At 55.8% G+C, this 18,965-nt stretch carries 22 protein-coding genes; 16 read left to right on the forward strand and 6 right to left on the reverse strand.

Annotated features, from left to right (window positions below; all coding sequences use genetic code 11):
• Positions 1-61 precede the first annotated feature (61 nt).
• Genes TAM4_RS06100 through ndk form a run of 6 tightly spaced genes read left to right on the forward strand, consistent with a single transcriptional unit; the run spans position 62 to position 4,095 of the window.
• On the forward strand, positions 62-1,552 hold the full coding sequence (locus TAM4_RS06100; protein WP_014122371.1) for a hypothetical protein: 1,491 nt from the start codon (positions 62-64) through the stop codon (positions 1,550-1,552).
• Between the two features lie 28 nt (positions 1,553-1,580).
• Entirely contained in the window at positions 1,581-1,646 is a 66-nt protein-coding gene (locus TAM4_RS11975) for a CGP-CTERM sorting domain-containing protein (RefSeq protein ID WP_371137001.1), read from the forward strand.
• On the forward strand, positions 1,643-2,398 hold the full coding sequence (locus TAM4_RS06105) for a hypothetical protein (protein ID WP_014122372.1): 756 nt from the start codon (positions 1,643-1,645) through the stop codon (positions 2,396-2,398). Before TAM4_RS11975 ends, TAM4_RS06105 begins: the two co-directional genes overlap by 4 nt.
• On the forward strand, positions 2,395-2,847 hold the full coding sequence (locus TAM4_RS06110; RefSeq protein ID WP_014122373.1) for a hypothetical protein: 453 nt from the start codon (positions 2,395-2,397) through the stop codon (positions 2,845-2,847). The genes TAM4_RS06105 and TAM4_RS06110 overlap by 4 nt, the downstream gene beginning before the upstream one ends.
• Complete coding sequence (locus TAM4_RS06115) at positions 2,831-3,523, forward strand: ATP-binding cassette domain-containing protein (RefSeq protein ID WP_014122374.1); 693 nt, start codon at positions 2,831-2,833, stop codon at positions 3,521-3,523. The genes TAM4_RS06110 and TAM4_RS06115 overlap by 17 nt, the downstream gene beginning before the upstream one ends.
• 47 nt (positions 3,524-3,570) lie before the next feature.
• A complete protein-coding gene (gene ndk, locus TAM4_RS06120; RefSeq protein WP_014122375.1) occupies positions 3,571-4,095 on the forward strand; it encodes a nucleoside-diphosphate kinase in 525 nt (174 codons plus the stop codon).
• Between the two features lie 3 nt (positions 4,096-4,098).
• Here the strand turns inward: ndk and TAM4_RS06125 are convergent, their stop codons facing one another.
• The gene (locus tag TAM4_RS06125; RefSeq protein WP_014122376.1) at positions 4,099-4,965 is read right to left on the reverse strand and encodes a hypothetical protein; all 867 of its coding nucleotides are present in this window, start codon (positions 4,963-4,965) and stop codon (positions 4,099-4,101) included.
• An 85-nt stretch (positions 4,966-5,050) separates the two neighbouring features.
• On the opposite strand from TAM4_RS06125, the gene infB reads away from it, so the two are divergent.
• The gene (infB, locus tag TAM4_RS06130) at positions 5,051-6,853 is read left to right on the forward strand and encodes a translation initiation factor IF-2 (RefSeq protein WP_237702063.1); all 1,803 of its coding nucleotides are present in this window, start codon (positions 5,051-5,053) and stop codon (positions 6,851-6,853) included.
• 48 nt (positions 6,854-6,901) lie between these two features.
• Entirely contained in the window at positions 6,902-7,078 is a 177-nt protein-coding gene (locus tag TAM4_RS11800; RefSeq protein WP_014122378.1) for a hypothetical protein, read from the forward strand.
• An 18-nt stretch (positions 7,079-7,096) separates the two neighbouring features.
• Here TAM4_RS11800 and TAM4_RS06135 read toward each other — a convergent pair whose 3' ends face one another.
• On the reverse strand, positions 7,097-7,885 hold the full coding sequence (locus TAM4_RS06135) for a hypothetical protein (protein ID WP_014122379.1): 789 nt from the start codon (positions 7,883-7,885) through the stop codon (positions 7,097-7,099).
• Between the two features lie 41 nt (positions 7,886-7,926).
• Positions 7,927-9,183 carry a 23S rRNA (uracil(1939)-C(5))-methyltransferase RlmD gene (gene rlmD, locus TAM4_RS06140; protein WP_014122380.1) on the reverse strand — a complete coding sequence of 419 codons (1,257 nt, stop codon included), beginning with the start codon at positions 9,181-9,183 and terminating at the stop codon, positions 7,927-7,929.
• Between the two features lie 60 nt (positions 9,184-9,243).
• Here rlmD and gyaR point away from each other — a divergent pair, with 60 nt between their 5' ends.
• The 3 genes from gyaR to TAM4_RS06155 are packed head-to-tail and all read left to right on the forward strand — an operon-like array spanning position 9,244 to position 11,583.
• Positions 9,244-10,248 carry a glyoxylate reductase gene (gyaR, locus tag TAM4_RS06145; protein ID WP_014122381.1) on the forward strand — a complete coding sequence of 335 codons (1,005 nt, stop codon included), beginning with the start codon at positions 9,244-9,246 and terminating at the stop codon, positions 10,246-10,248.
• A gap of 5 nt (positions 10,249-10,253) precedes the next feature.
• Complete coding sequence (locus TAM4_RS06150) at positions 10,254-11,093, forward strand: carbohydrate kinase (protein ID WP_014122382.1); 840 nt, start codon at positions 10,254-10,256, stop codon at positions 11,091-11,093.
• Positions 11,094-11,124: 31 nt separating this feature from the next.
• Entirely contained in the window at positions 11,125-11,583 is a 459-nt protein-coding gene (locus TAM4_RS06155) for a 6-carboxytetrahydropterin synthase (RefSeq protein WP_014122383.1), read from the forward strand.
• Here the strand turns inward: TAM4_RS06155 and TAM4_RS06160 are convergent.
• Entirely contained in the window at positions 11,567-12,118 is a 552-nt protein-coding gene (locus TAM4_RS06160) for a hypothetical protein (protein ID WP_014122384.1), read from the reverse strand. The genes TAM4_RS06155 and TAM4_RS06160 overlap by 17 nt on opposite strands.
• 57 nt (positions 12,119-12,175) lie before the next feature.
• On the opposite strand from TAM4_RS06160, the gene TAM4_RS06165 reads away from it, so the two are divergent.
• Positions 12,176-12,598 (forward strand): PPC domain-containing DNA-binding protein, encoded by a 423-nt coding sequence (locus tag TAM4_RS06165; RefSeq protein WP_014122385.1) that lies wholly within the window; start codon positions 12,176-12,178, stop codon positions 12,596-12,598.
• Here TAM4_RS06165 and TAM4_RS06170 read toward each other — a convergent pair.
• Entirely contained in the window at positions 12,569-13,132 is a 564-nt protein-coding gene (locus TAM4_RS06170; RefSeq protein WP_014122386.1) for a DUF998 domain-containing protein, read from the reverse strand. The genes TAM4_RS06165 and TAM4_RS06170 overlap by 30 nt on opposite strands.
• A gap of 121 nt (positions 13,133-13,253) precedes the next feature.
• Between TAM4_RS06170 and TAM4_RS06175 the strand changes: the two genes are divergently transcribed.
• The 3 genes from TAM4_RS06175 to TAM4_RS06185 all read left to right on the forward strand — a co-directional run bounded on the left by TAM4_RS06175 (position 13,254) and on the right by TAM4_RS06185 (position 16,882).
• A complete protein-coding gene (locus TAM4_RS06175) occupies positions 13,254-13,766 on the forward strand; it encodes an NUDIX hydrolase (protein WP_048150956.1) in 513 nt (170 codons plus the stop codon).
• A 5-nt stretch (positions 13,767-13,771) separates the two neighbouring features.
• Positions 13,772-14,128, forward strand: coding sequence for an Mth938-like domain-containing protein (locus tag TAM4_RS06180; RefSeq protein ID WP_014122388.1), 357 nt, complete (start codon positions 13,772-13,774; stop codon positions 14,126-14,128).
• A 198-nt stretch (positions 14,129-14,326) separates the two neighbouring features.
• Positions 14,327-16,882 carry a hypothetical protein gene (locus tag TAM4_RS06185; RefSeq protein WP_014122389.1) on the forward strand — a complete coding sequence of 852 codons (2,556 nt, stop codon included), beginning with the start codon at positions 14,327-14,329 and terminating at the stop codon, positions 16,880-16,882.
• A 2-nt stretch (positions 16,883-16,884) separates the two neighbouring features.
• Here TAM4_RS06185 and TAM4_RS06190 read toward each other — a convergent pair whose 3' ends face one another.
• Positions 16,885-17,559 (reverse strand): TIGR00289 family protein, encoded by a 675-nt coding sequence (locus TAM4_RS06190; RefSeq protein WP_014122390.1) that lies wholly within the window; start codon positions 17,557-17,559, stop codon positions 16,885-16,887.
• Between the two features lie 92 nt (positions 17,560-17,651).
• Here TAM4_RS06190 and TAM4_RS06195 point away from each other — a divergent pair, with 92 nt between their 5' ends.
• Entirely contained in the window at positions 17,652-18,950 is a 1,299-nt protein-coding gene (locus tag TAM4_RS06195; RefSeq protein WP_014122391.1) for a bifunctional L-myo-inositol-1-phosphate cytidylyltransferase/CDP-L-myo-inositol myo-inositolphosphotransferase, read from the forward strand.
• The last annotated feature ends 15 nt before the right edge of the window (positions 18,951-18,965 follow it).

Consider the following 18,965-nt stretch of genomic DNA (forward strand, 5'->3'; position numbering starts at 1 on the left):
GATGTAGAGATAAGTACTCAAGGCACAACTGGAGAGATGGTAAGCTAAGGGGGAACTGGACATGAGAATAGAAAGGGGTTTTGCCACTGTTTTTCTTGTTTTTCTTCTTTTTGTTCAGGCATTCTTAACTGTCCCCACCTTTGTCTCGGCTCAAGACACCGGCAACGAGAACACAACGTTCCCGGTCGTTATCTGGCCGTTGAACGGAAGCTTCAAAGTGATACCATACCACGCAAACGATTGCGTTCTATATCAGGAAAACAGAACATTAGGATACATAGTTAACTCAACTTCGGCGGTCTTTGTTAAGGCGAACATCTACGTTAACTGCAAAAACGTTACCGACGTTAGGGTTGTCGTAGCGGGAAAACACAGCAAAACGAAAAACAACTACACAACGACAACGGTGATGCTCAACATCTACATGAACACGCCGTTTCCGGCCGTTGAGGAACTCCGCTCCAAAAACCTGACGATAGAGTATGATTATTACAACGAGAGATATGCACTTGTAAAGGTAACCTTTTCCAACCTGACCGTTTCCCCGGACATTGGATGGGTATTCAGCTCTTTTGACCCGGCCAAATATGGCTGGCCGAGGGATATAAAGCTCTCGTTTCTCGTGAACAGGAACAACGGCGACTCATACCTGCTCGACAACGGTTCGAAGAGGTACGTTGGAAACCTCCCACTTCTGATGCCCCAATTTGACATCGTGAATTACCTCAATAGCGCGGTTAAGAATGCACAGGCTTTTGTCCGGCAGGTGAAGAAGAACCCCTGGGTGATTGGGAACATCATAAACAAGGCGAAGATGAGCTCCGGCTTCAACGCTTCGAAAATAATATCCAACGCAACGTTGAAGTTTAGAGACAGGATATTCAGCGTTAAGGGCACTTACCTCGGACTTCCAATAAAAGTGGTTGCAGAGGGAAACGGAACCTCTGTCTATGCCCCCGCGGTTAACTTCTCAAGGATCCTGCCTAAACCATGGGTGAACATAAGCGGAATACATAGCAACGAGACAGTGGAGGTCATAGTAAAATACCTTAAAACTGGGAACACCAGTGCTCTTGAGGATGCAATTAGGAACATTCTGTACATGAGGGAGATCCATCTTCCGGGTCTATTCGCAAACCATTTAATCGCCGCCTACATTCCCCCGAGACGGGGAGATACAATTGTTCTGCCACTGAGCAGGGAGTACGAAAAGCAACTAAACGCATCCTACATTCTATCCTACATCACTTTAAGTTCCGGTGGATATCTTCACGTTAAGTACGACCCCAGGGTCCTCAACCCTCGGAAGGCGGAGGAGAACTGGAGGAAGTACGGCTCATGCGTTCCCCTTATAGAGAGCGATCTCTTTCAGAGCCTCTCGAACTTTATGAACGACGCACTTGCAACGGGGAAGATAAATCAGACCAAGCTCGAGGATGTTTACCTGACAGTTAAGAAAGATGTGACAAGGTGTCTCGGCCATCCGGCCGAGGAAACGCCATCCAAGGAGAGACGGCAAGTTCCAGCTTCACGTCAACGATTCCCCCACTGAAACGTCTACAAAAAACAAAAGGAAAGACATCTGCGGTCCGGCCCTCATCATAGGCCTCTCGATAATCCCGCTGCTGAGGAGGAAGAAAAAATGAAGGCCCTAATAAAGAACGCGTTTTCAGACTACCTCCACGTCGAGGTGCTGGCGGTGATTTTGGCTGCCATAATGGTCGCGGCTGTTACATCATACATAGCGGCTGACTCCGTCTACAAGGCCTCAATAATCGGGGGCTCGGTGACCCCTATCCTCGGGGCCCCTGGCCACCTCTCGGGTCAGGTGCAGGAGAAGCCGCCGGAATACTACGCCTCCAAGTACCTCGCGATGAAGGAGAAGATTGCAAACCTTTTTGGAGCCCTCGTGTGGTCGAACTCCAGCCTGCTCTCTTCCGTTTACGTTGTGGCCGTGATGATAGCCCTCTTTCCCATGATGTACAAGACGAGGTCTTCATTCGTCCCCCTGCTCTTCAGGGAGAGGGCTTCGCCAGCTAAAGCAGCTTTAATAGGCTTTACCGCTTCTCTCGTTCTCTTTCTGCTTCTGGCGTTCTCAGCGCTCTTTCCCATAGAAATTGTCTCAATTAAGTGGCTCTCCGGAATAAGCCGTCACTCCCTTATCCTGCTGGCCTCAATCCTCATTTCCCTCCTCCTGACGGCAACGCTCGCCGTTTACTCGACCTACATCCTGTGGGGCAGGCTCGACCTCTCAATAGTCTTCACCCTGCTCCTGACGTTCCTCCTCTCCGGGAAGCTCGGCTTTGAATGGAGGACCGTGTGGACATACCTTGGGGTTTCGGCCGGACTGTTTGTCTTCATGCTCTACTCCCTTCACAGGAGGTTGATGAACGTATGAGGTGGTGGAAAACCATCGCGATCATAGCGGCACTCTCTCTACTGCTCTCGGCCTCCGTTACCGTCCTTGGAATCTCCTACTGGAGCCCCCTTGAATCTTCGATGCACGCAGAGATAAGGCTCGACCAGGCAGATCAGCTCCTGAAGTTCGGCAAAGCCGTTGATAAAAACGTCACATACAGTTTCGACGTTTTCTGGCCTATGAAAGCCGGAAAAACTGAATTGAGCTTGAACTTAGCCAACGTTGACTGCCCCAAGAACGCAGACTACACGATTAAAGTCGTCACAATGGATGGAAAGGTCTTCCAGGGATCGGGACCGGTGAGATTCGAGTTCGAGAGGAGGGACCCCTTCCTGTACATCCATGTCAGTGTGGACATCCCAAATTCCTGCCGGGTTCTTCCGAGCAGAAACGGTCCGGAGGTGGTTGTGAATGTCAGTGTCGGATGAGCCCGTAGTCAGCGTTAGAGACCTTACGGTCAGGTTCCGCTACAACGTGGCCCTCGATAACCTGAGCCTCGAAATTAAGAGGGGCCGAATTCTCCTTCTCGGCTCAAACGGCTCGGGAAAGACCACCCTGATGAGGGTCCTATCGGGCCTTCTGAGACCCACAACTGGAAAAGTCAAAGTCCTCGGGCTGGATCCCTTCAAGGAGAGCGGAAGGCTTTACTCAAGGATGCTCTACGTGAGGGACGTTGAGGATCTCCCCTATATGATGAGGGTTTCTACCGTGGTGGAACTCCTCTCCGATGTCTACGGAAGTGGGAAGGTTAGAAAGGCCGTTAAGACCCTCGGACTGGAAAAACACCTCTTCAAGCGGATCGGCGAGCTCTCCAAAGGTTTGCGGAGGAGGGTTTCAATGATTGAACCCCTCGCAAGCGGCAGGGAGCTCATCCTGATGGACGAGCCCTTCAGCGGCCTCGACGCTGACAGCAGGGTAATTATTGCAAAGGCCCTCTCCAACCTGCCCGAGGAAATGACCTTAGTGATAGCGAGCCACATTCCCCTTAACATGGGGATAGATCAAATGGTCGTTCTGGAGGGCGGGAAGCTGAGCTACAACGGGCCATACAATCGCGAAGTCGCACGGAAGTACCTTGCATGGATGGAAGAGCTAACGGGCTGATGCAAAAACATATTAATCCCCTTGCCCCTCATATTTTGGTGTTGCCGATGGCCGACAAACAGATAGAAAGAACCCTCGTTATTCTGAAGCCCGATGCAGTTGTCCGCGGGTTGATGGGCGAAATCATAAGCCGCTTTGAGAAGAGGGGCCTCAAGATAGTGGGAATGAAGATGATATGGATCGACCGCGAGCTCGCTGAAAAGCACTACGAGGAGCACAGGGGCAAGCCCTTCTTCGAGGCTCTGATAGACTACATCACCAAGGCTCCAAGCGTCGTGATGGTCGTTGAGGGGCGCTATGCAATAAGCGTCGTCAGGAAGATGGCCGGCGCGACCGACCCGAAGGACGCAGAGCCGGGGAGCATAAGGGGTGACTACGGCCTCGACGTCGGGGATGCGATATACAACGTTATCCACGCATCAGACAGCCCCGAGAGCGCGGAGAGGGAGATAAGCCTATACTTCAAGCCAGAGGAGCTCTACCGCTACTGCAAAGCCGCCGACTGGTTCTACCACACCCACGCGAGGGCAAGGAAGGAGTACCTCGACAGCATGGACTGTCTCGAGAGGTAAGGGCTAATCCACAACCAATTTCCGTTGCTTTCCCTTCTTCTCCTTGAAGAATTCCGCATATTCCTTTGCAAGAGCCCTGCAATCGTCCTTTAGAGCCCTTCTCGTTAGTGAAACCGTCAGCTTCAGAGCGGTGTAGTATGAGAGCAGGACGAGGATCAGTAGGACCAATGCAGTTGTAATGCCCCTCCCGAGCAGGATTCCGATCGGAACCGCGGAGAGGTAGAGCAAGTGGAGGAAAACGTCGAGCCTTAAGCCGGGCTCCGGAACCCCGGCAAGGCACTCAATTAACTCCCTCCACCGCGGAAATTCCCGGAGTAATCCCCCGACTAAAAGGGTTCCCTTAACCTTGTAGGCACTGTAACCGGTTTCATCGCTCAGACACTCAAGCCCGAGTTTTTCGGAAAGTTCTTTGAGCTCACCGGAGCAGGGGACAGCTTTAATGGCCCGGAGGGGATCTTTCCCACCAAACAATGCAAGGAGTGCGTAGACTGCCAGTCCGGGGATTGCCAAAGCTGGCCACGCACTCGCGGAGAGTCCGAGTCCGAAGGCAGTGATTGCCCAGAAAAACGCGGAAATGGCTGGGAACTCGTCAATTTCAAAGACGTTTCTGCCCCTAAGCCCGATGTAAGCGAGCATAATCAACCACGCGATGAACGTCTGTAGTCCGATGAATTCGGACGCTGTGAAATCGCCGAGAGGAGTTGGGACGTAAACGTAATCGCCGAACCCGCCGTAGAGGCCGTTGGCCATCTCGTATGTCAGAAGAGGTAGCAGGAAAAACACCGCCAGCTCCGACTTCCGGTCCTTTAGCTTTCCAAGGGCGAGGGCCGTTCCAAGACCGAAAACGAGGCCAAATGCGAGGGCTATCATTTGACCACCGCCTCGATTGCTCTCACTCGTTATTGATGATCGTCCCGAACCCTTTAAAAGGCCAGCCCTGAGTTATGCTCAGGTGATGAAGATGACAAAGAGGATTAGGCAGCCCATCATAGCGGTTCTCGGGCATGTAGATCACGGAAAGACGACGCTCCTCGACAGGATCAGGCGCACCAATGTAGCCGCCAAGGAAGCGGGCGGAATAACCCAGCACATCGGAGCGACCGAGGTTCCGATTGACGTGGTAAAGCAGCTCGCCGGACCGCTCATAAAGCTCTGGAAGGGCGAGATAAAGCTTCCGGGACTTCTCTTTATTGACACGCCCGGCCACGAAGCCTTCACGAGCCTGCGCGCGAGGGGAGGAAGCTTGGCCGATCTGGCCGTCCTCGTCGTTGATATCAACGAGGGCTTCCAGCCCCAGACGATAGAGAGCATCGAGATACTCAGGAGGTACAGGACGCCCTTCATAGTCGCCGCCAACAAGATAGACAGGATAAAGGGCTGGGTCGTTGAAGAGGACGAACCCTTCCTGATAAACGTCAAGAAGCAGGATCAGAGGGCAATTCAGGAGCTCGAAACCAAGCTCTGGGAGCTCATCGGCAAGTTCTACGAGCTCGGATTCAACGCCAACCGCTTTGACAGGGTTCAGGACTTCACGCGCGAGCTGGCGATAGTTCCGATCTCCGCCAAATACGGCATAGGCGTTCCCGAACTGCTCGTCCTCATAGCCGGCCTAAGCCAGAAGTACCTGGAGGAGAAGCTCAAGATAGAGGTCGAGGGGCCGGCGCGCGGAACGATCCTAGAGGTTCGCGAGGAGCTAGGCCTCGGAACAACGATAGACGTCATCATCTACGACGGAACGCTGAGGAAGGACGACACAATCGTCGTCGGCGGAAAGGACAAGGCGATAGTGACCAAAATCCGCGCCCTGCTCAAGCCCAAGCCCCTCGACGAGATACGCGATCCAAGGTTCCGCTTCGACCAGGTTGACGAGGTTACAGCCGCTGCCGGTGTGAAGATAGCCGCACCGGGCCTGGATGAAGCGCTGGCCGGCTCACCTGTTATAGCCGCGAGGAGCGAGGAGGAAATCGAGAGGGCAAAGCAGGAGATACTCAACCAGATCCAGAGCGTCGTCATAAGCACCGGCAAAGTTGGCGTCATCGTCAAGGCCGACACCCTCGGAAGCCTCGAAGCTTTGAGCAAGGAGCTCCAGGAGAAGGGCATTCCGATAAGGAAGGCTGACGTCGGAAACATCAGCAAGACCGACGTTATGGAAGCCTTGAGCGTCCGCGAGGAGGAGCCGAAGTACGGCGTCGTCCTCGGCTTCAACGTCAAGGTTAACGAGGACGCGGAGGAGGTCGCGAAGGCCAAGGGAGTGCCGATTTTCGTCGGGAACATCATTTACAAGCTCATAGAGGACTACGAGGCCTGGGTGAAGGCGGAGGAAGAGAAGAAGAAGCGCGAGCTCCTCAAGAACGTCACCTTCCCGGGCGTCATCAGGCTCTACCCCGACGAGCGCTACGTCTTCAGGAGGAGCAAGCCGGCAATAGTGGGCGTTGAAGTCCTTGAGGGCAGGATAAGGCCCGGAGTTACGCTCATTAAGGAGACGGGCGAAAGGGTCGGCGTCATTAAGTCCATCAAGAACAAGAACGACTTCGTTCAGGAGGCGAGGAAGGGAGACGCAGTCGCCATAGCCATCGAGGGGGCGATAGTTGGCAGGCACATCCACCCCGGCGAGACCCTCTACGTTGACCTGAGCAAGAACGACGTCATAATCCTCGCCAAGCAGCTCAGAAGCGAGCTGGACGAGAGCGATCTCAAGGCCCTTAAGATGATAGCAAGGATAAAGGCCAAGGAGGATCCCTTCTGGAGGGCCGTTTGATTCCACTATGTTTTTATGTCCCTCTTCCAATTTTGAGTGGTGATCCCTGTGGAGCGGAGACATCTGAAATGCCCTCTGTGCGGCGGCACCGAGTTCCAGGTTGAGGAGGGTAAGCTTGACAGCAAGTGGGGATTCACCGCCCACAAGGTCAAGATCGTTATCTGCAAGAACTGCGGCTACGTGATGCTGTTCTACAAGGGCAGAACCATATGGGACTTCGATTGAAGGGAAGGGCCAAAGGAATCAAAGCCCTCCCTGGAGCCAGCCGACGAGCTTGAGGCTGGCACCCTTCTCAATTTCTCCCCTCAGCCTCTCCTTTAGCGCAAACGCCCTGACCCTTCCGAGGGGCTCGTTGCTGAGGAGCATAATGTAGCCGCCCCCGCAGGGGGTTGAGACCTCCTCCAAATCAAGCACGTGAGCCGTCATGACGTAGTCGTCTATGAAAGCCCCCTGAACGCTTACCGCCGCTGGGAGAAGTATCTCGGCCTCGTTGAGGTCAATGACAACCTCCTTTCCATCGGGAAGCCTGGTCGTGGTCCTCTCAATCACCCCGGCTGTTCCCGAGTAAACGAAGAACGAGAGACCCACGCGAATCCTTTCCGAGCCAAGATACTTCTCCCTGTTCTCAACGTAGTCCGCAGCGTAGAAGACGAGAGCAGGGGAGTGCTCGTTGACGACCGTTCCCGCAATGTCGGCCTCTGGCCATTCTTTCCACTCAAGCACTTCCTTGACCTCGAAGTCTACTTTCTCCCCGCTGAGAACGGGGAAGGCCGTGACGGGAGTTCGGTCAACTTTAACGACCCTCAGCCAGAGCTCCCGTGCAAGGGGAACATCGACGATCTCGAATTCGAACTTTCTGGAACCGATGAGCTTTTTCTTCTCGAAGGCGGCCTTTCTGGTAGGATACTTCCCCGCAAGGGCGGCCTCTATCAGCCCTATCCCCCAATCCTGACTGAGGCAGAGGGAGTCCATGTGAGTTCCGTGCGGAATTCCGTCAATGAATTTTAATCTCTTTTTCCTGCCGAGAACCATCAACTCCCACCGGAAGGCGTGTTCCGATGACCCTTAAAAATTTAACGAGAGAGCAGCACGACCGCCTCGACGTGGGACGTGTGCGGGAACATGTCCACAAGAATCGCTTCCTCCACGCGGTAAGCCTTTTTCAGGTGGTTCTCGTAATCGAGCTTAAAGGCCTTAGGATTGCAGGAGACGTAAACGACCCTCTCAACCCCGCTCTTCACCAGCAGTTCCCCGGCTTCCTTCAGGCCTTTCCGCGGTGGGTCCACTATCACGGTGTCGTAGTCACCTATCGGGGTCTCTTCAGCCCTTCCAACGCGGAATTGGGCGTTTACCCCGTTCAGCTTGGCGTTTCTGTTGGCCATTTCGACCGCGAAGGGGTTGATCTCGATGCCCTCAACTCTAAAGCCCCTCTTCGCCAGGTAAACGCCGAACGTTCCGACGCCCGAGTAAAGATCAAGAACCCTCTCCCCGTCGGTGAAGTTCTCAACGGCCCTGAGGAGAAGCTCAAGGGCATAGCTGTTGGTCTGGAAGAAGCTGTTGGGGTGTATGAGATACGTTACGTCGCCGATTCTCTCCCGTATGAATGGGTTCCCATCGACGAGCTCCGGCTCCCCGCGCGGGTCGTCCCCCTCGTCGGCCTTTAGGCTCCAGTAAAGGGAATCCGCGAAGGAGAAGTAGTCCCTAAAGGCCTCAGCCGTTTCTTCAGAGGGCCTGCGATGGGCTATGAGGTTCGCCATGACCTCCCCGGTGAACTTGCCCTCCCTGACCTGGAGGTAGTGAACGTCACCGGTTTTCCGCGTCAGGCTCCACGGCCGGAGTCCCGTTTCCTTCAGAAAATTGCGGAGAACGCGCAGGTATTCGGGGGTTTTCTTCGAGAAGACCGGGCACTCCGAAAGGTCCACAACGCCAAGGGGGTTCCCATACTCCTTGAGGCCAGCGCCGTTGGTCGTCACGATGAAGTTGCTCACGTTGCGGAAGCCCCAGATTTTGGGCGAGCCCTTAATTTCGGCCCTTATTCCGGTGATTCGCTCGAAGAGCTCAGCCTTGAGTTCGAGCTGGGCCCCGTAGTTCAGCCCCTGCCAGAGACAGCCACCGCACTTCCCGAAGTGCCTGCACCTTGGATGGACCCTCAGAGGGGAAGGCTCCAGAAGCTCAAAGTTCCTCGCGATTAACCTGCCGAAGCGCCTTCTCGTCGATTTAACCTTAATCCCGTCGCCGAGGTAAGCGAAGGGGACGTAAACGGTTTTGTTCCCAGCTTGAAGAACCCCGAGGCCGTCGTCGCTCAATGTCTCTACCTTACCTTTCAGCATGTTCCCCTCTCACCGTCAGGGTTTTTATAACCAGCGCCCATCTTAGACGGGGGTGATAACGTGAAGCCAAAGGTCTTCATCACACGCGCGATTCCCGAGAACGGCATCGAGCTTTTGAGGGAGCACTTCGAGGTCGAGGTCTGGCCGGAGGAGCGAGAAATTCCCCGGGAGGTTCTCATCGAGAAGGTCCGCGATGTCGATGCCCTCGTCACGATGCTCAGCGAGAGGATTGACAGAGAGGTCTTCGACAACGCCCCGAAGCTCAGAATCGTCGCGAACTACGCTGTGGGCTACGACAACATAGACGTCGAAGAGGCAACGCGGAGGGGAATCTACGTAACGAACACTCCCGATGTCCTCACCGATGCCACCGCTGATTTCGCGTGGACTCTTCTCCTAGCGACGGCGAGGAGGTTAATCGAGGCCGATAACTTCACGCGCTCCGGCGAGTGGAAGAAGCGCGGTATCGCCTGGCACCCGCGCTGGTTCCTGGGCTACGACGTTTACGGCAAAACCATCGGAATCATCGGCTTCGGTAGAATCGGGCAGGCGGTGGCGAAACGTGCCAGAGGCTTCGGCATGAGAATCCTCTACTACTCCCGCACGAGGAAGCCGGAGGCGGAGAAGGAACTCAACGCGGAGTTCAAGCCCCTCGACGAGCTTTTGGCCGAGAGCGACTTCGTGGTTCTGGCCGTTCCACTGACGAAGGAAACCTACCACATGATAGGCGAGAATGAACTTAGGCTCATGAAGGAAACGGCAATTCTCGTGAACATAGCGCGCGGAAAGGTCGTTGACACGGAAGCGCTCATCAGGGCCCTTAAGGAGGGCTGGATTGCCGGAGCTGGTTTAGACGTCTACGAGGAGGAGCCGTACTACAACGAAGAGCTCTTCGGCCTGAAGAACGTGGTTTTAGCCCCTCACATCGGTAGCGCAACATTTGGGGCGAGGGAGGGCATGGCCGAGCTCGTGGCGAGGAACCTCATCGCGTTCAAGAAAGGCCAGATCCCGCCGACGCTCGTGAACAAAGAAGTTGTTAAGGTCAGAGCGCCCGGTTTCCGGTGAGGGTCATGGAGTGTCTCGTCGTCGGCCACCTGGTCATAGACAGGATAGTGAGGGACGGGAGGAGCGAGACGAGGATAGGGGGCGGTGCCTACTACTCGGCCCTGGCTTTATCCAGGTTCTGCAGGGTGAAGGTGGTGACGAGCGTCGGACGGGACTTTCCGAGGGAATGGCTTGAGGGGCTCAGGGAAAGGGGCATCTCGCTCGAGGTAGTCCCATCGGAGGAGAGCACGTCCTACGAGCTCCATTACATTGACGGCAACAGGAGGGTTTTAACCCTGCTCTCACGGGCCGAGCCGATCGAGAACGTTACCGCCGGGGACTTTGATCTGATACTCCTCAACCCCGTCGCCGGGGAGGTATCCCCCGAGCTGGTGAGGGAACTCGCCGGAAGGGGCTTTCTCGCGGCCGATGTCCAGGGCTTCATCCGCGAGCCGGTCCCAGGCCCCCTGCGTCTGAAAACCATCGACGGGACGTTTCTGCGGGGAATGAATGTTCTCCACTCCGATGTGGGCGAGTTCAAGCATGTTAGAGGGATAAACCCTTCAGACGTCGAGGTTCTCCTGCTCTCCGACGGGCCGAACCCCGGAACAGCTTACTTCAAGGGGAGAGAGTACCGGTTCAAACCCGTGAAAATGGACGTGCCGGAATCAACCGGAGCGGGCGACGTTTTCCTGGCCTCTTTCTCGTACTTCTACCTGAGATGCCCCTTCGTGCAGGCCCTCAAGAGGGCGACCGCCTTCACGGCGCTGTTCCTGAAGAGGAGGGACTTCGATGCAGAAGACGAGGAAATCGGAAGGATGGCCATGAGGGTGAGCGTTGAGAAAGTGTCTTCACAAGGGTTATAACCCCAGCGGAAAACGTAAATCGGTGGTGGGAGTGGACTTCAAGGTGGGTGAGAGGAAGATAGGCTGGCACAAGGACTTCGACAGCTCGCATTTCCTTGCCCTACCCTACGACAGCAAATGCCTCAGAATTCACGGGCACACCTACAACGTGGACGTTGAGATCTGGGGCGAGCTGAACGAGAACGGCATGATCTTCGACTTCAACCACCTGAGCAACCTCGTGAAGAGACTCGACCACAGGATCCTGGTAAGCGAGGAGTGGGTCGTCGAGAGGAAAAACGGGAAGATCACCGTGGAGAAGAACGGCAAGAGGCTCGAACTGCCGGAGGAGGAGGCAGTGATCCTCGACAAGCCCAACGTTACCGCGGAGTACATAGCGGAATGGTTCGCCGAGAGAATAGCGGAAAAGGCCGGAAAGAACGTAAAACGGATCCTCGTGCGGATCTGGGAGGATCCCAGGAGCTATGCCGAAATCACCCTTGAACGCTGACCTTTCCGCAGCGTTCCTCCAGCTTCTTCAGAGTCTCGCCACTTTTTTCGAGGAGGTCCCTGAAGTACCGCTCCGGGAACGTCTTCGCGGCCTCCTCAGCAAGCCGGTTGATCAGCTTTAGGTACGCGAAGGCGAGCTCACAGTCTTCTTCTCCCGAGAGCACTCCGCCCATGTCCACGATGTAGCCCACGAAGTTGTGAAGGAGCAGCTTCCACTGGTCTTCAAAGCCGTTCTCGATGAGCCAGCCCTTTAGGGTGAGGAAAAGCTTGATCGAGGGTTTGATCGTAGCCTTGTCTCCGTACCGCCGGTACCTGATCATCAGGTACTGGAACACCGACAGGAGGGAGTTTCCAACGATCGCCTTGTCCAGTCCCTTCGCCTCGACGAACTCCTCAAACTCCCTCAGTCCTTTCCCGCCGCTTTCAGCAAACGAAGCCGCAAGACCAAGGTACTGACTCGAATACCGGGAGAAATCGACGTCCTCAAGCTCCACGAGCTCGGGGAGCACAGCCATTACAGCGTTCTTGGCTTCCACTTTCCACACCCAAAGGGTTAAAGGGCCGGGCGGCTTATTAGGGTTTAGGTGATCTCCGTGGAGTTCTCAACGGGAAGGAACTTTCTGTTCCGCGTGCCGGAGGGGGAGGATCTACTCGAATTCGTGAACCGCTTTGCAGAGGCCAGGGAAATAAAAACCGGCATTGTGAGCGCAATTGGAAGCCTGAGAAACCCGAAGATAGGCTATTTCGACGAAGAAACCAACGATTACAGGGTTATCGAGCTGGAGGGAACGTTCGAGCTGGTTTCACTGACCGGAAACCTGAGCCTCAGGAACGGAAAACCTTTCGCACACATCCACGTTGCCTTGGGGGACGGGGAAGGCAGGCTTTACGGCGGGCACCTCGTTGAGGGAAGGGTCTTCGTCGCGGAGGTCTTCATCCAGGAGCTGAAGGGGCTTCCCCTTGAGAGAAAGGAGAGGGAAAACGGCCTAAGCCTCTGGGACGAGGTTTCTGAGTAGCGCGTAGTGCCAGATGACGATTCCAAAAACACCCACGAACTCGGCCACCGCCACACCCCTGAAGTGAGTCTTGGCCCAGAGGGCTAAAGCCCATCCCCCCGCAAACAGGAGGAACGTCAAAACTCCGAAGCTCCTTTTCCCCGACGTGTACAGGCCAATTCCAATCAGCAGCATGCCCAAGCTCGCAGTCACGAAAAATCCCCAGCTGACGTAGTAGTGGGGTGAGGTACCCTCCGGGAAGAGGCCTATTCCCGCGAGAAATACAAGACCGACCGCGAACACCGCCACCCCAATCCGCTGGAGGGTTCCTTTGAGCTCTCTCCACAGACCGCTTACGTAATAAAGGCCGAGGATGGCCGAGAGTATCAAGCCAAGGTTCATCACCCAGTTGTAGCTCAAACCAACCCTCCCGAGGTCGCTGATAGCGTTCTCAGTAACCCTCCACCACGACCTGTGAATTACGATAGCCACGAAAACCCCCGAGAGGCCAACAACAGGGGAGAGAAACCCCGCGATCAGGTGGCTTCGTCTCATGGTCCCACCATACATCATGGGCATCAACGATATAAACGGTTTGCGCGAACTGTGAACGACCGATGATGAAACGTCAGCACGCTGAACGCTGATGAGAAGGGACTTCCCTGAGGTGAAAAAGATGGACCGTTACGTTCTGCTCGTTAAAGCCCCGAAGGGGGCTGAGGTAAGCGAATTCCGGGAGGAAGTTAAAGCCCTCGCAGAAAAACACGGCCTCAAGGCCGAGCTCCACAGGTGCATAGGACTCACGGTAGATGGAGTAATAATCTACAACAATGGCATCGTCCTGATAAAGCGGAAGTACGAGCCCTTTAAGGATCATTTTGCCCTTCCCGGCGGTTTCGTCGAGTACGGCGAGACCGCTGAAGAGGCCCTGAAGAGGGAGATGAAGGAAGAAACCGGCTTGAACGTCAGAATACTCAGACTGGTGGGCGTTTACTCCGACCCAAATCGCGATCCCAGAGGACACACCGTTTCGGTCGCCTTTCTCTGCATCGGTGAAGGAGAACTTAAAGCCGGCGACGATGCGAAGGAAGTCGAGGTTGTTCCGATTGATGAGGTTGAGAAACTTCCACTGGCCTTTGACCACGCGAAGATTTTGAGAGATGCACTGCACCCAAAGGACTGCTGGTGAGTGCCATGAAGCTCGAATACCCCTCCTTCGGGAGGATAGTGGTTGACGGGAGAACCTACGAGCACGACATCGTGGTTTACCCGAGCGGAAGGGTTGAGAAGAGAAAGAAGTGGCTGAGCAAAAACAAACACGGAACGAGCCACAAACTCGACCCCGACGAGCTCATGGAGTACCTGACTGAGGACTTTGAGGTTCTACTCGTCGGCACCGGCTACTACGGCTACCTCTCGCTACTCCCCGAGAGCAGGGAGCTGGTGAAGGACAAGGAAGTCTATGAGCTCCCCACCGGGAAAGCGGTAGAGCTATTCAACGAGCTCAACGAAAAGAAAAGGGTTCTCGGAATCTTCCACGTCACCTGCTGAGATTCCAAAGCAACAGCGCATCGACGAGGAGCACGAAGGGGAGCGAGAGGAACCCGGGAAGCTTAAGCCCGGATTAATAACCATTTCCGTGTGAACGGGGATTCAAGGAAACCCCTAAATAGAATGGCACCCTACCATATGTAGTCCAAACCCGTACGGCTTTCCTTTTCTGCCGGGGTTTGGACCGGGGGTGCAGGTATGAGAAAACGTCTGCGGCTTCTCTTTTTCCTTCTCCTGACCGGGTTAGTGCTCATCAGCGGATGCGTTGGGCCAGAATCCGGGACGGGAGGAGAAACCACGAAAAGCACTCCCTCCGAAACCGAAACGCAAGAATCAACGACCCACACAACAACCTCAGCAACTCAAACCCCCGCGACCACCTCAAGCACAACTCCCTCGGAGACAACAACGGAGACCCAGACTTCAACCGTAACCGAAACGCCAACTGAAACGCAAACCGAGACACCAACGCCAACCGAGACGCCCTCATCGAACGCGAGCCTTCAGTACGACGAGGATGGAAAAGTTCTCTGCGATGAAAGCTCGGACCCCGATTCCGGTTGCGAGGCCGGGGAGACCAACGGGAACGGAACCGGGCCGGGCTTCTCGATAGGGCTTCTCAACGTCACGCTCGAGCCTGTGATAATCCCCGTTTACAGGCTCACCGCCAACTTTACCTACGCCGGGCCACTCTGGAGCGACGCCTTCGAGCCGAACGGGAAGGTTATAGAGCGGGTCTCGCTCCTAACGTCCTCGACCGACCCCGGAAGGAGCGTTAAGTTCACGATAACCTTCGAGAACGAGAGCCTGGCCAACGCCTACGTCCACATCCCGGTTTTCATAGACCTCTCGGGCAGGAAGTACACCTACCAGCCAACGGTTCTCCGCTTTGATGAAGGCGACGAGTTCGGGAGAATCTGGGAGTTACACCTTTACTCCACGGGCTTCACCCTCTACGAGCTGACCGGCGAAGGGCCGGTTGAAGTGGGGGCCGGAAACGTCCAGCTCGACGGGAGGCGCGTTAGTTTCACCGTTGAGAACTTCTCGGAAATTTTCCCCGACAGGGTTTACCTCAGAATCTACGGGAGCACGATGGCCGACAAGAGCCCGAGCCTCGTCTATCCATACACCGGGAGCTTCGTAATCGAGGCCGGGAAGGGCTGGATTGACTACTACTCACCGGCCAGCTTCTTCACGCCGGAGGGCAAGCTCTACATGGAGGCGAGGGGCTACGACCTCATGATAAGGCTCTATCTCGACGACCGCAAGTATCGCGACATGATGCCGATGAAGGTCTTCTTCGACAGCACCGACAACGGTAAAGCTGACTGGATTGCCTACGTTGACGAGGACTCCTTTAAGTTAAGGGACGCGCACGGAAGCGTCTACCGCGAGGGGGAGGTTAAAACTTACATCGAAAACGACCGGCACGTCGTCGAGTTCACCATCGAGAACTTCTTCTCCCTCGTCCCCTGGCGCTACTTCCGCCTCTGGTTCGCGGGTCAGGTTTACGCGCCTTCGCTGAAGCCCCGCTTCCCATCTCATAGCAACCTGTGGGTGAACGCCACCAACGGGCTCAGCATAGAGAAAGACGTCGACCGCTACCTCGTCATCGTCGTCGAGGACGTCTACATAAAGGGCAACAAGGACAGCGCGGAGGGCGAGATTCAGCTCGTCTCGTGGGCCTTCCCGGTTTACTGGGAGCACGAGAACGACCTGAACTGGAAGTACGGGCCGATTTACGCCGTCGGCTATCCAGCAAAGCGCTGGGTCGAGGCGGACGACCACAGCCGGCTTTTATACCACGATGATGGGGCGATAAGCGTGGGCTACCCCTTCATCAACGGCTACCCGATTTTCGCGATGCCCCTTGACGAGGTTAGGGAATACAGGAAAATCTACGTCCACACAGCTGGCTGGGACATCGACAGCCCCGGAAAGTACGTCACGATGGGCGTCGGCTTCCTCGTTGATACTGCTTTGGGCCTCGCCACCGGCGAAATCGGAACCGCGATGAAGTACGGCTACAACGGGGTCATGTTCATCAACCAGCTCGTTACCGGAGAAAGCGCGAGCGAGTTCTACGGCTCAAGGATTCTGGCCGCTTTCGGAACCGAACCTGACATGGTTGGCTACTCCGGCTACACAATAGACGCGAGGGCCGATTACAGCGACGGCGTGCTCGTTGAGGTCTGGTCAACGGACGGCAACATGAGGGTTACCTACCTCGTCCAAACCGTGGAAGTCCCGAGGACGCTCCGCTACAACACCCTTCAGGCCTACCTCGACACCGTTCAGTTCACGAAGGATACTGAACTCGGCGACGACGAGTACTACCTCTACGCGAGCGGCTTCATCTCCTTCAAGCCAGAGGAAGTGGACGTTCCTGACGTAACGGCCGAGAGAACCACTGGAATGGCGCCGGTTCAGCCAGTCAACCGCTATCCAAAGTCCGGAGTGCTCTCGGGCAACAGGTTCACAGTAAGGCCGGAGATGCTTATTATCGGCCATACGAAGGCGGACGTGCCGTTCCTGTACCTCGAATACGACGGCTGGGAAGAAGATGCAGGAAACTGGGGCAACGACGACGACCCGATGGGGCAGGTTTCCATAACGCTCCTCTTCGACGATGACTACTTCGACTGGGAGCCGGATTCGGCGATTCCGACCAAGGAGTGGAGCCTTGAGCTCCCGAGCTGCGGCGTTTCGGGCGGTTGCTCAAAGGCGTGGTTCTGGGTCAGGGTGAAGCCCTGACTTTATTTTTTCTCAAGGTGCGCCCTCTTGACCTCAAGCACTCCCGAATAGTCCCACTCGTTCCACCGCTTTTCTACCTCGTCGAAGACTATTCTGGCCTTGAAGAACGGCGCGTCGCGGACGAAGGTCTCGAACTCACCGCCCTCTCCGGCCACGTGGATTTTGTACCTCTCGTGGAGCTTCACAAGCTCCTCCAGGGCCTTTTCGTCAATCCTCCGCCCGAGCCAGCGCTCGTCCAACCCGTAGGCCGAAACTCCGACCATTACGATGTCAAAGATTCCAATAAGCTCGCGCATGTAGTCGATTGGGTCCCTGTGCCACGCCGGGGCAAAGCTCTCAAGGCCGAGCTCCTTCGCGACCCTGTCAACCCTCTGCTTCTGGTACTCGCTGGCCAGAGCGCCGGCAACGACGCCGTCAATCTTCAGGCCCTCAAGGACGGCCTTCATGTCCTCTACTTCCTTCTCCTTCTCTCCGCTGGTGAACCCCTTGACGAGCGGAATCCCTATCGCCCTCGCCTGCAGTTCCGTGAGGTGAATGTTCGGCACGTGGTACATGTAGCTGTCTTCCCTCTCGCTCACCATCGAGACGAGGTACTTGACCTCGAACCCCTGCCTGAGCGCCCAGTAGAGGGCGTAGTTCGAATCCTTGCCCCCCGAGTAAAGGACCGCCACGCGCATTTCCACCACCGAAAGCTTTAAATTACCTGCGGTTAATTTAATCTTGGTTCTCCTGATGGGGCCTCTTCGAGGGCCTTAAAAAGGTGATGCCGATGACTCCAAAAACTGCAGTGATTCTCGCGGCAGGCCTAGGGACGAGGATGGGCGGAAGGCCAAAGGGCCTCATCAGGGTTGCCGGAAGGGAGATTCTGTACCGAACGATGCACCTCCTCCAGAGGAACGGCGTTGAGAGGTTCGTAATCGTCACCAACGAGCGGTACGCGCCCCTTTACCGCGAGTTCGTTGAGAGGAACGGCTTCAACGCCGAGCTCGTGATAAACCCCGAGCCCGAGAAGGGCAACGGGCACTCGCTCCACCTCGCCAAAGGCCACCTCTCCGGGCGTTTCGTCCTCGTCATGAGCGACCACGTCTACAGCGAAGCCTTCGTTGCGGAGGCCATAAAGGGAAACGGCCTCATAGCGGACCGAAGGCCAAGGTGGATTGACGTTGACGAGGCGACGAAGGTTAAGGTGAAGGACGGCCGGGTCGAGCGAATCGGGAAGGGCATTAAAGACTGGGACGCGGTTGATACCGGCTTCTTCGTCCTCGATGAAGGGATTTTCAAGGTGACGGAAGGGCTTGAAAACGAGAAAAACGGTGACTACTCCCTCAGCGAGGTCGTCGGGCGTGCTAAGCTTCCGGTTACGTTCGTCGACGGCCTCGGCTGGACCGATGTGGACACGCCGGAGGAGCTCAAGAGGGCCCGAAAGATGCTCGTCTTCACGGCAGTTAAGGGAACCGGCGACGGGTTCATCAGCCGACACCTCAACAGGAAAATCTCGACGAGAATCAGCTATCTCCTCGTTGAGAAGGTTACTCCAAACCAGATGACGGTCGTCACCTTCGCCCTCGGCGTGCTCTCGGCCTTCCTGACGCTCGTCAGCCTGCCCCTGGCCGGAATCCTCTACCAGCTGAGCTCAGTCCTCGACGGCGTTGACGGCGAGCTCGCGAGGGCCCAGCTGAGGACGAGCAGGCTCGGTGGCTACGTGGATTCAATCCTCGACCGCTACGTTGACGGCTCTTTCCTCGCGCTCCTGGCTTACTCAGCCCTGAAAGAGCCCTTATGGTATCTGGTCGCGCTCCTGGCTCTGCTCGGTTCGGTCATGGTGAGCTACTCGACCGAGCGCTTTAAGGGGGCCTTCTGCAGGGACGCCTACCGGGAAGTCCCGGCACTCAGAAAGCTCCCCGGGAAGAGGGACGAGAGGGTCTTCCTGACTATGCTGTTCCTGCTCGTTCCTTCGGGCCTCGCCGTCAGGGCGCTCTTCGCGCTCCTCGCAGTCCTGACGAACCTCCGCGTCGGGGCGACGGTTTACCTCATATCCAGAAAGGTTTCGCGACCAAAAACTATTTAACCACTGTAAAATATT

This window comes from Thermococcus sp. AM4, assembly GCF_000151205.2.
Classification (GTDB): domain Archaea; phylum Methanobacteriota_B; class Thermococci; order Thermococcales; family Thermococcaceae; genus Thermococcus.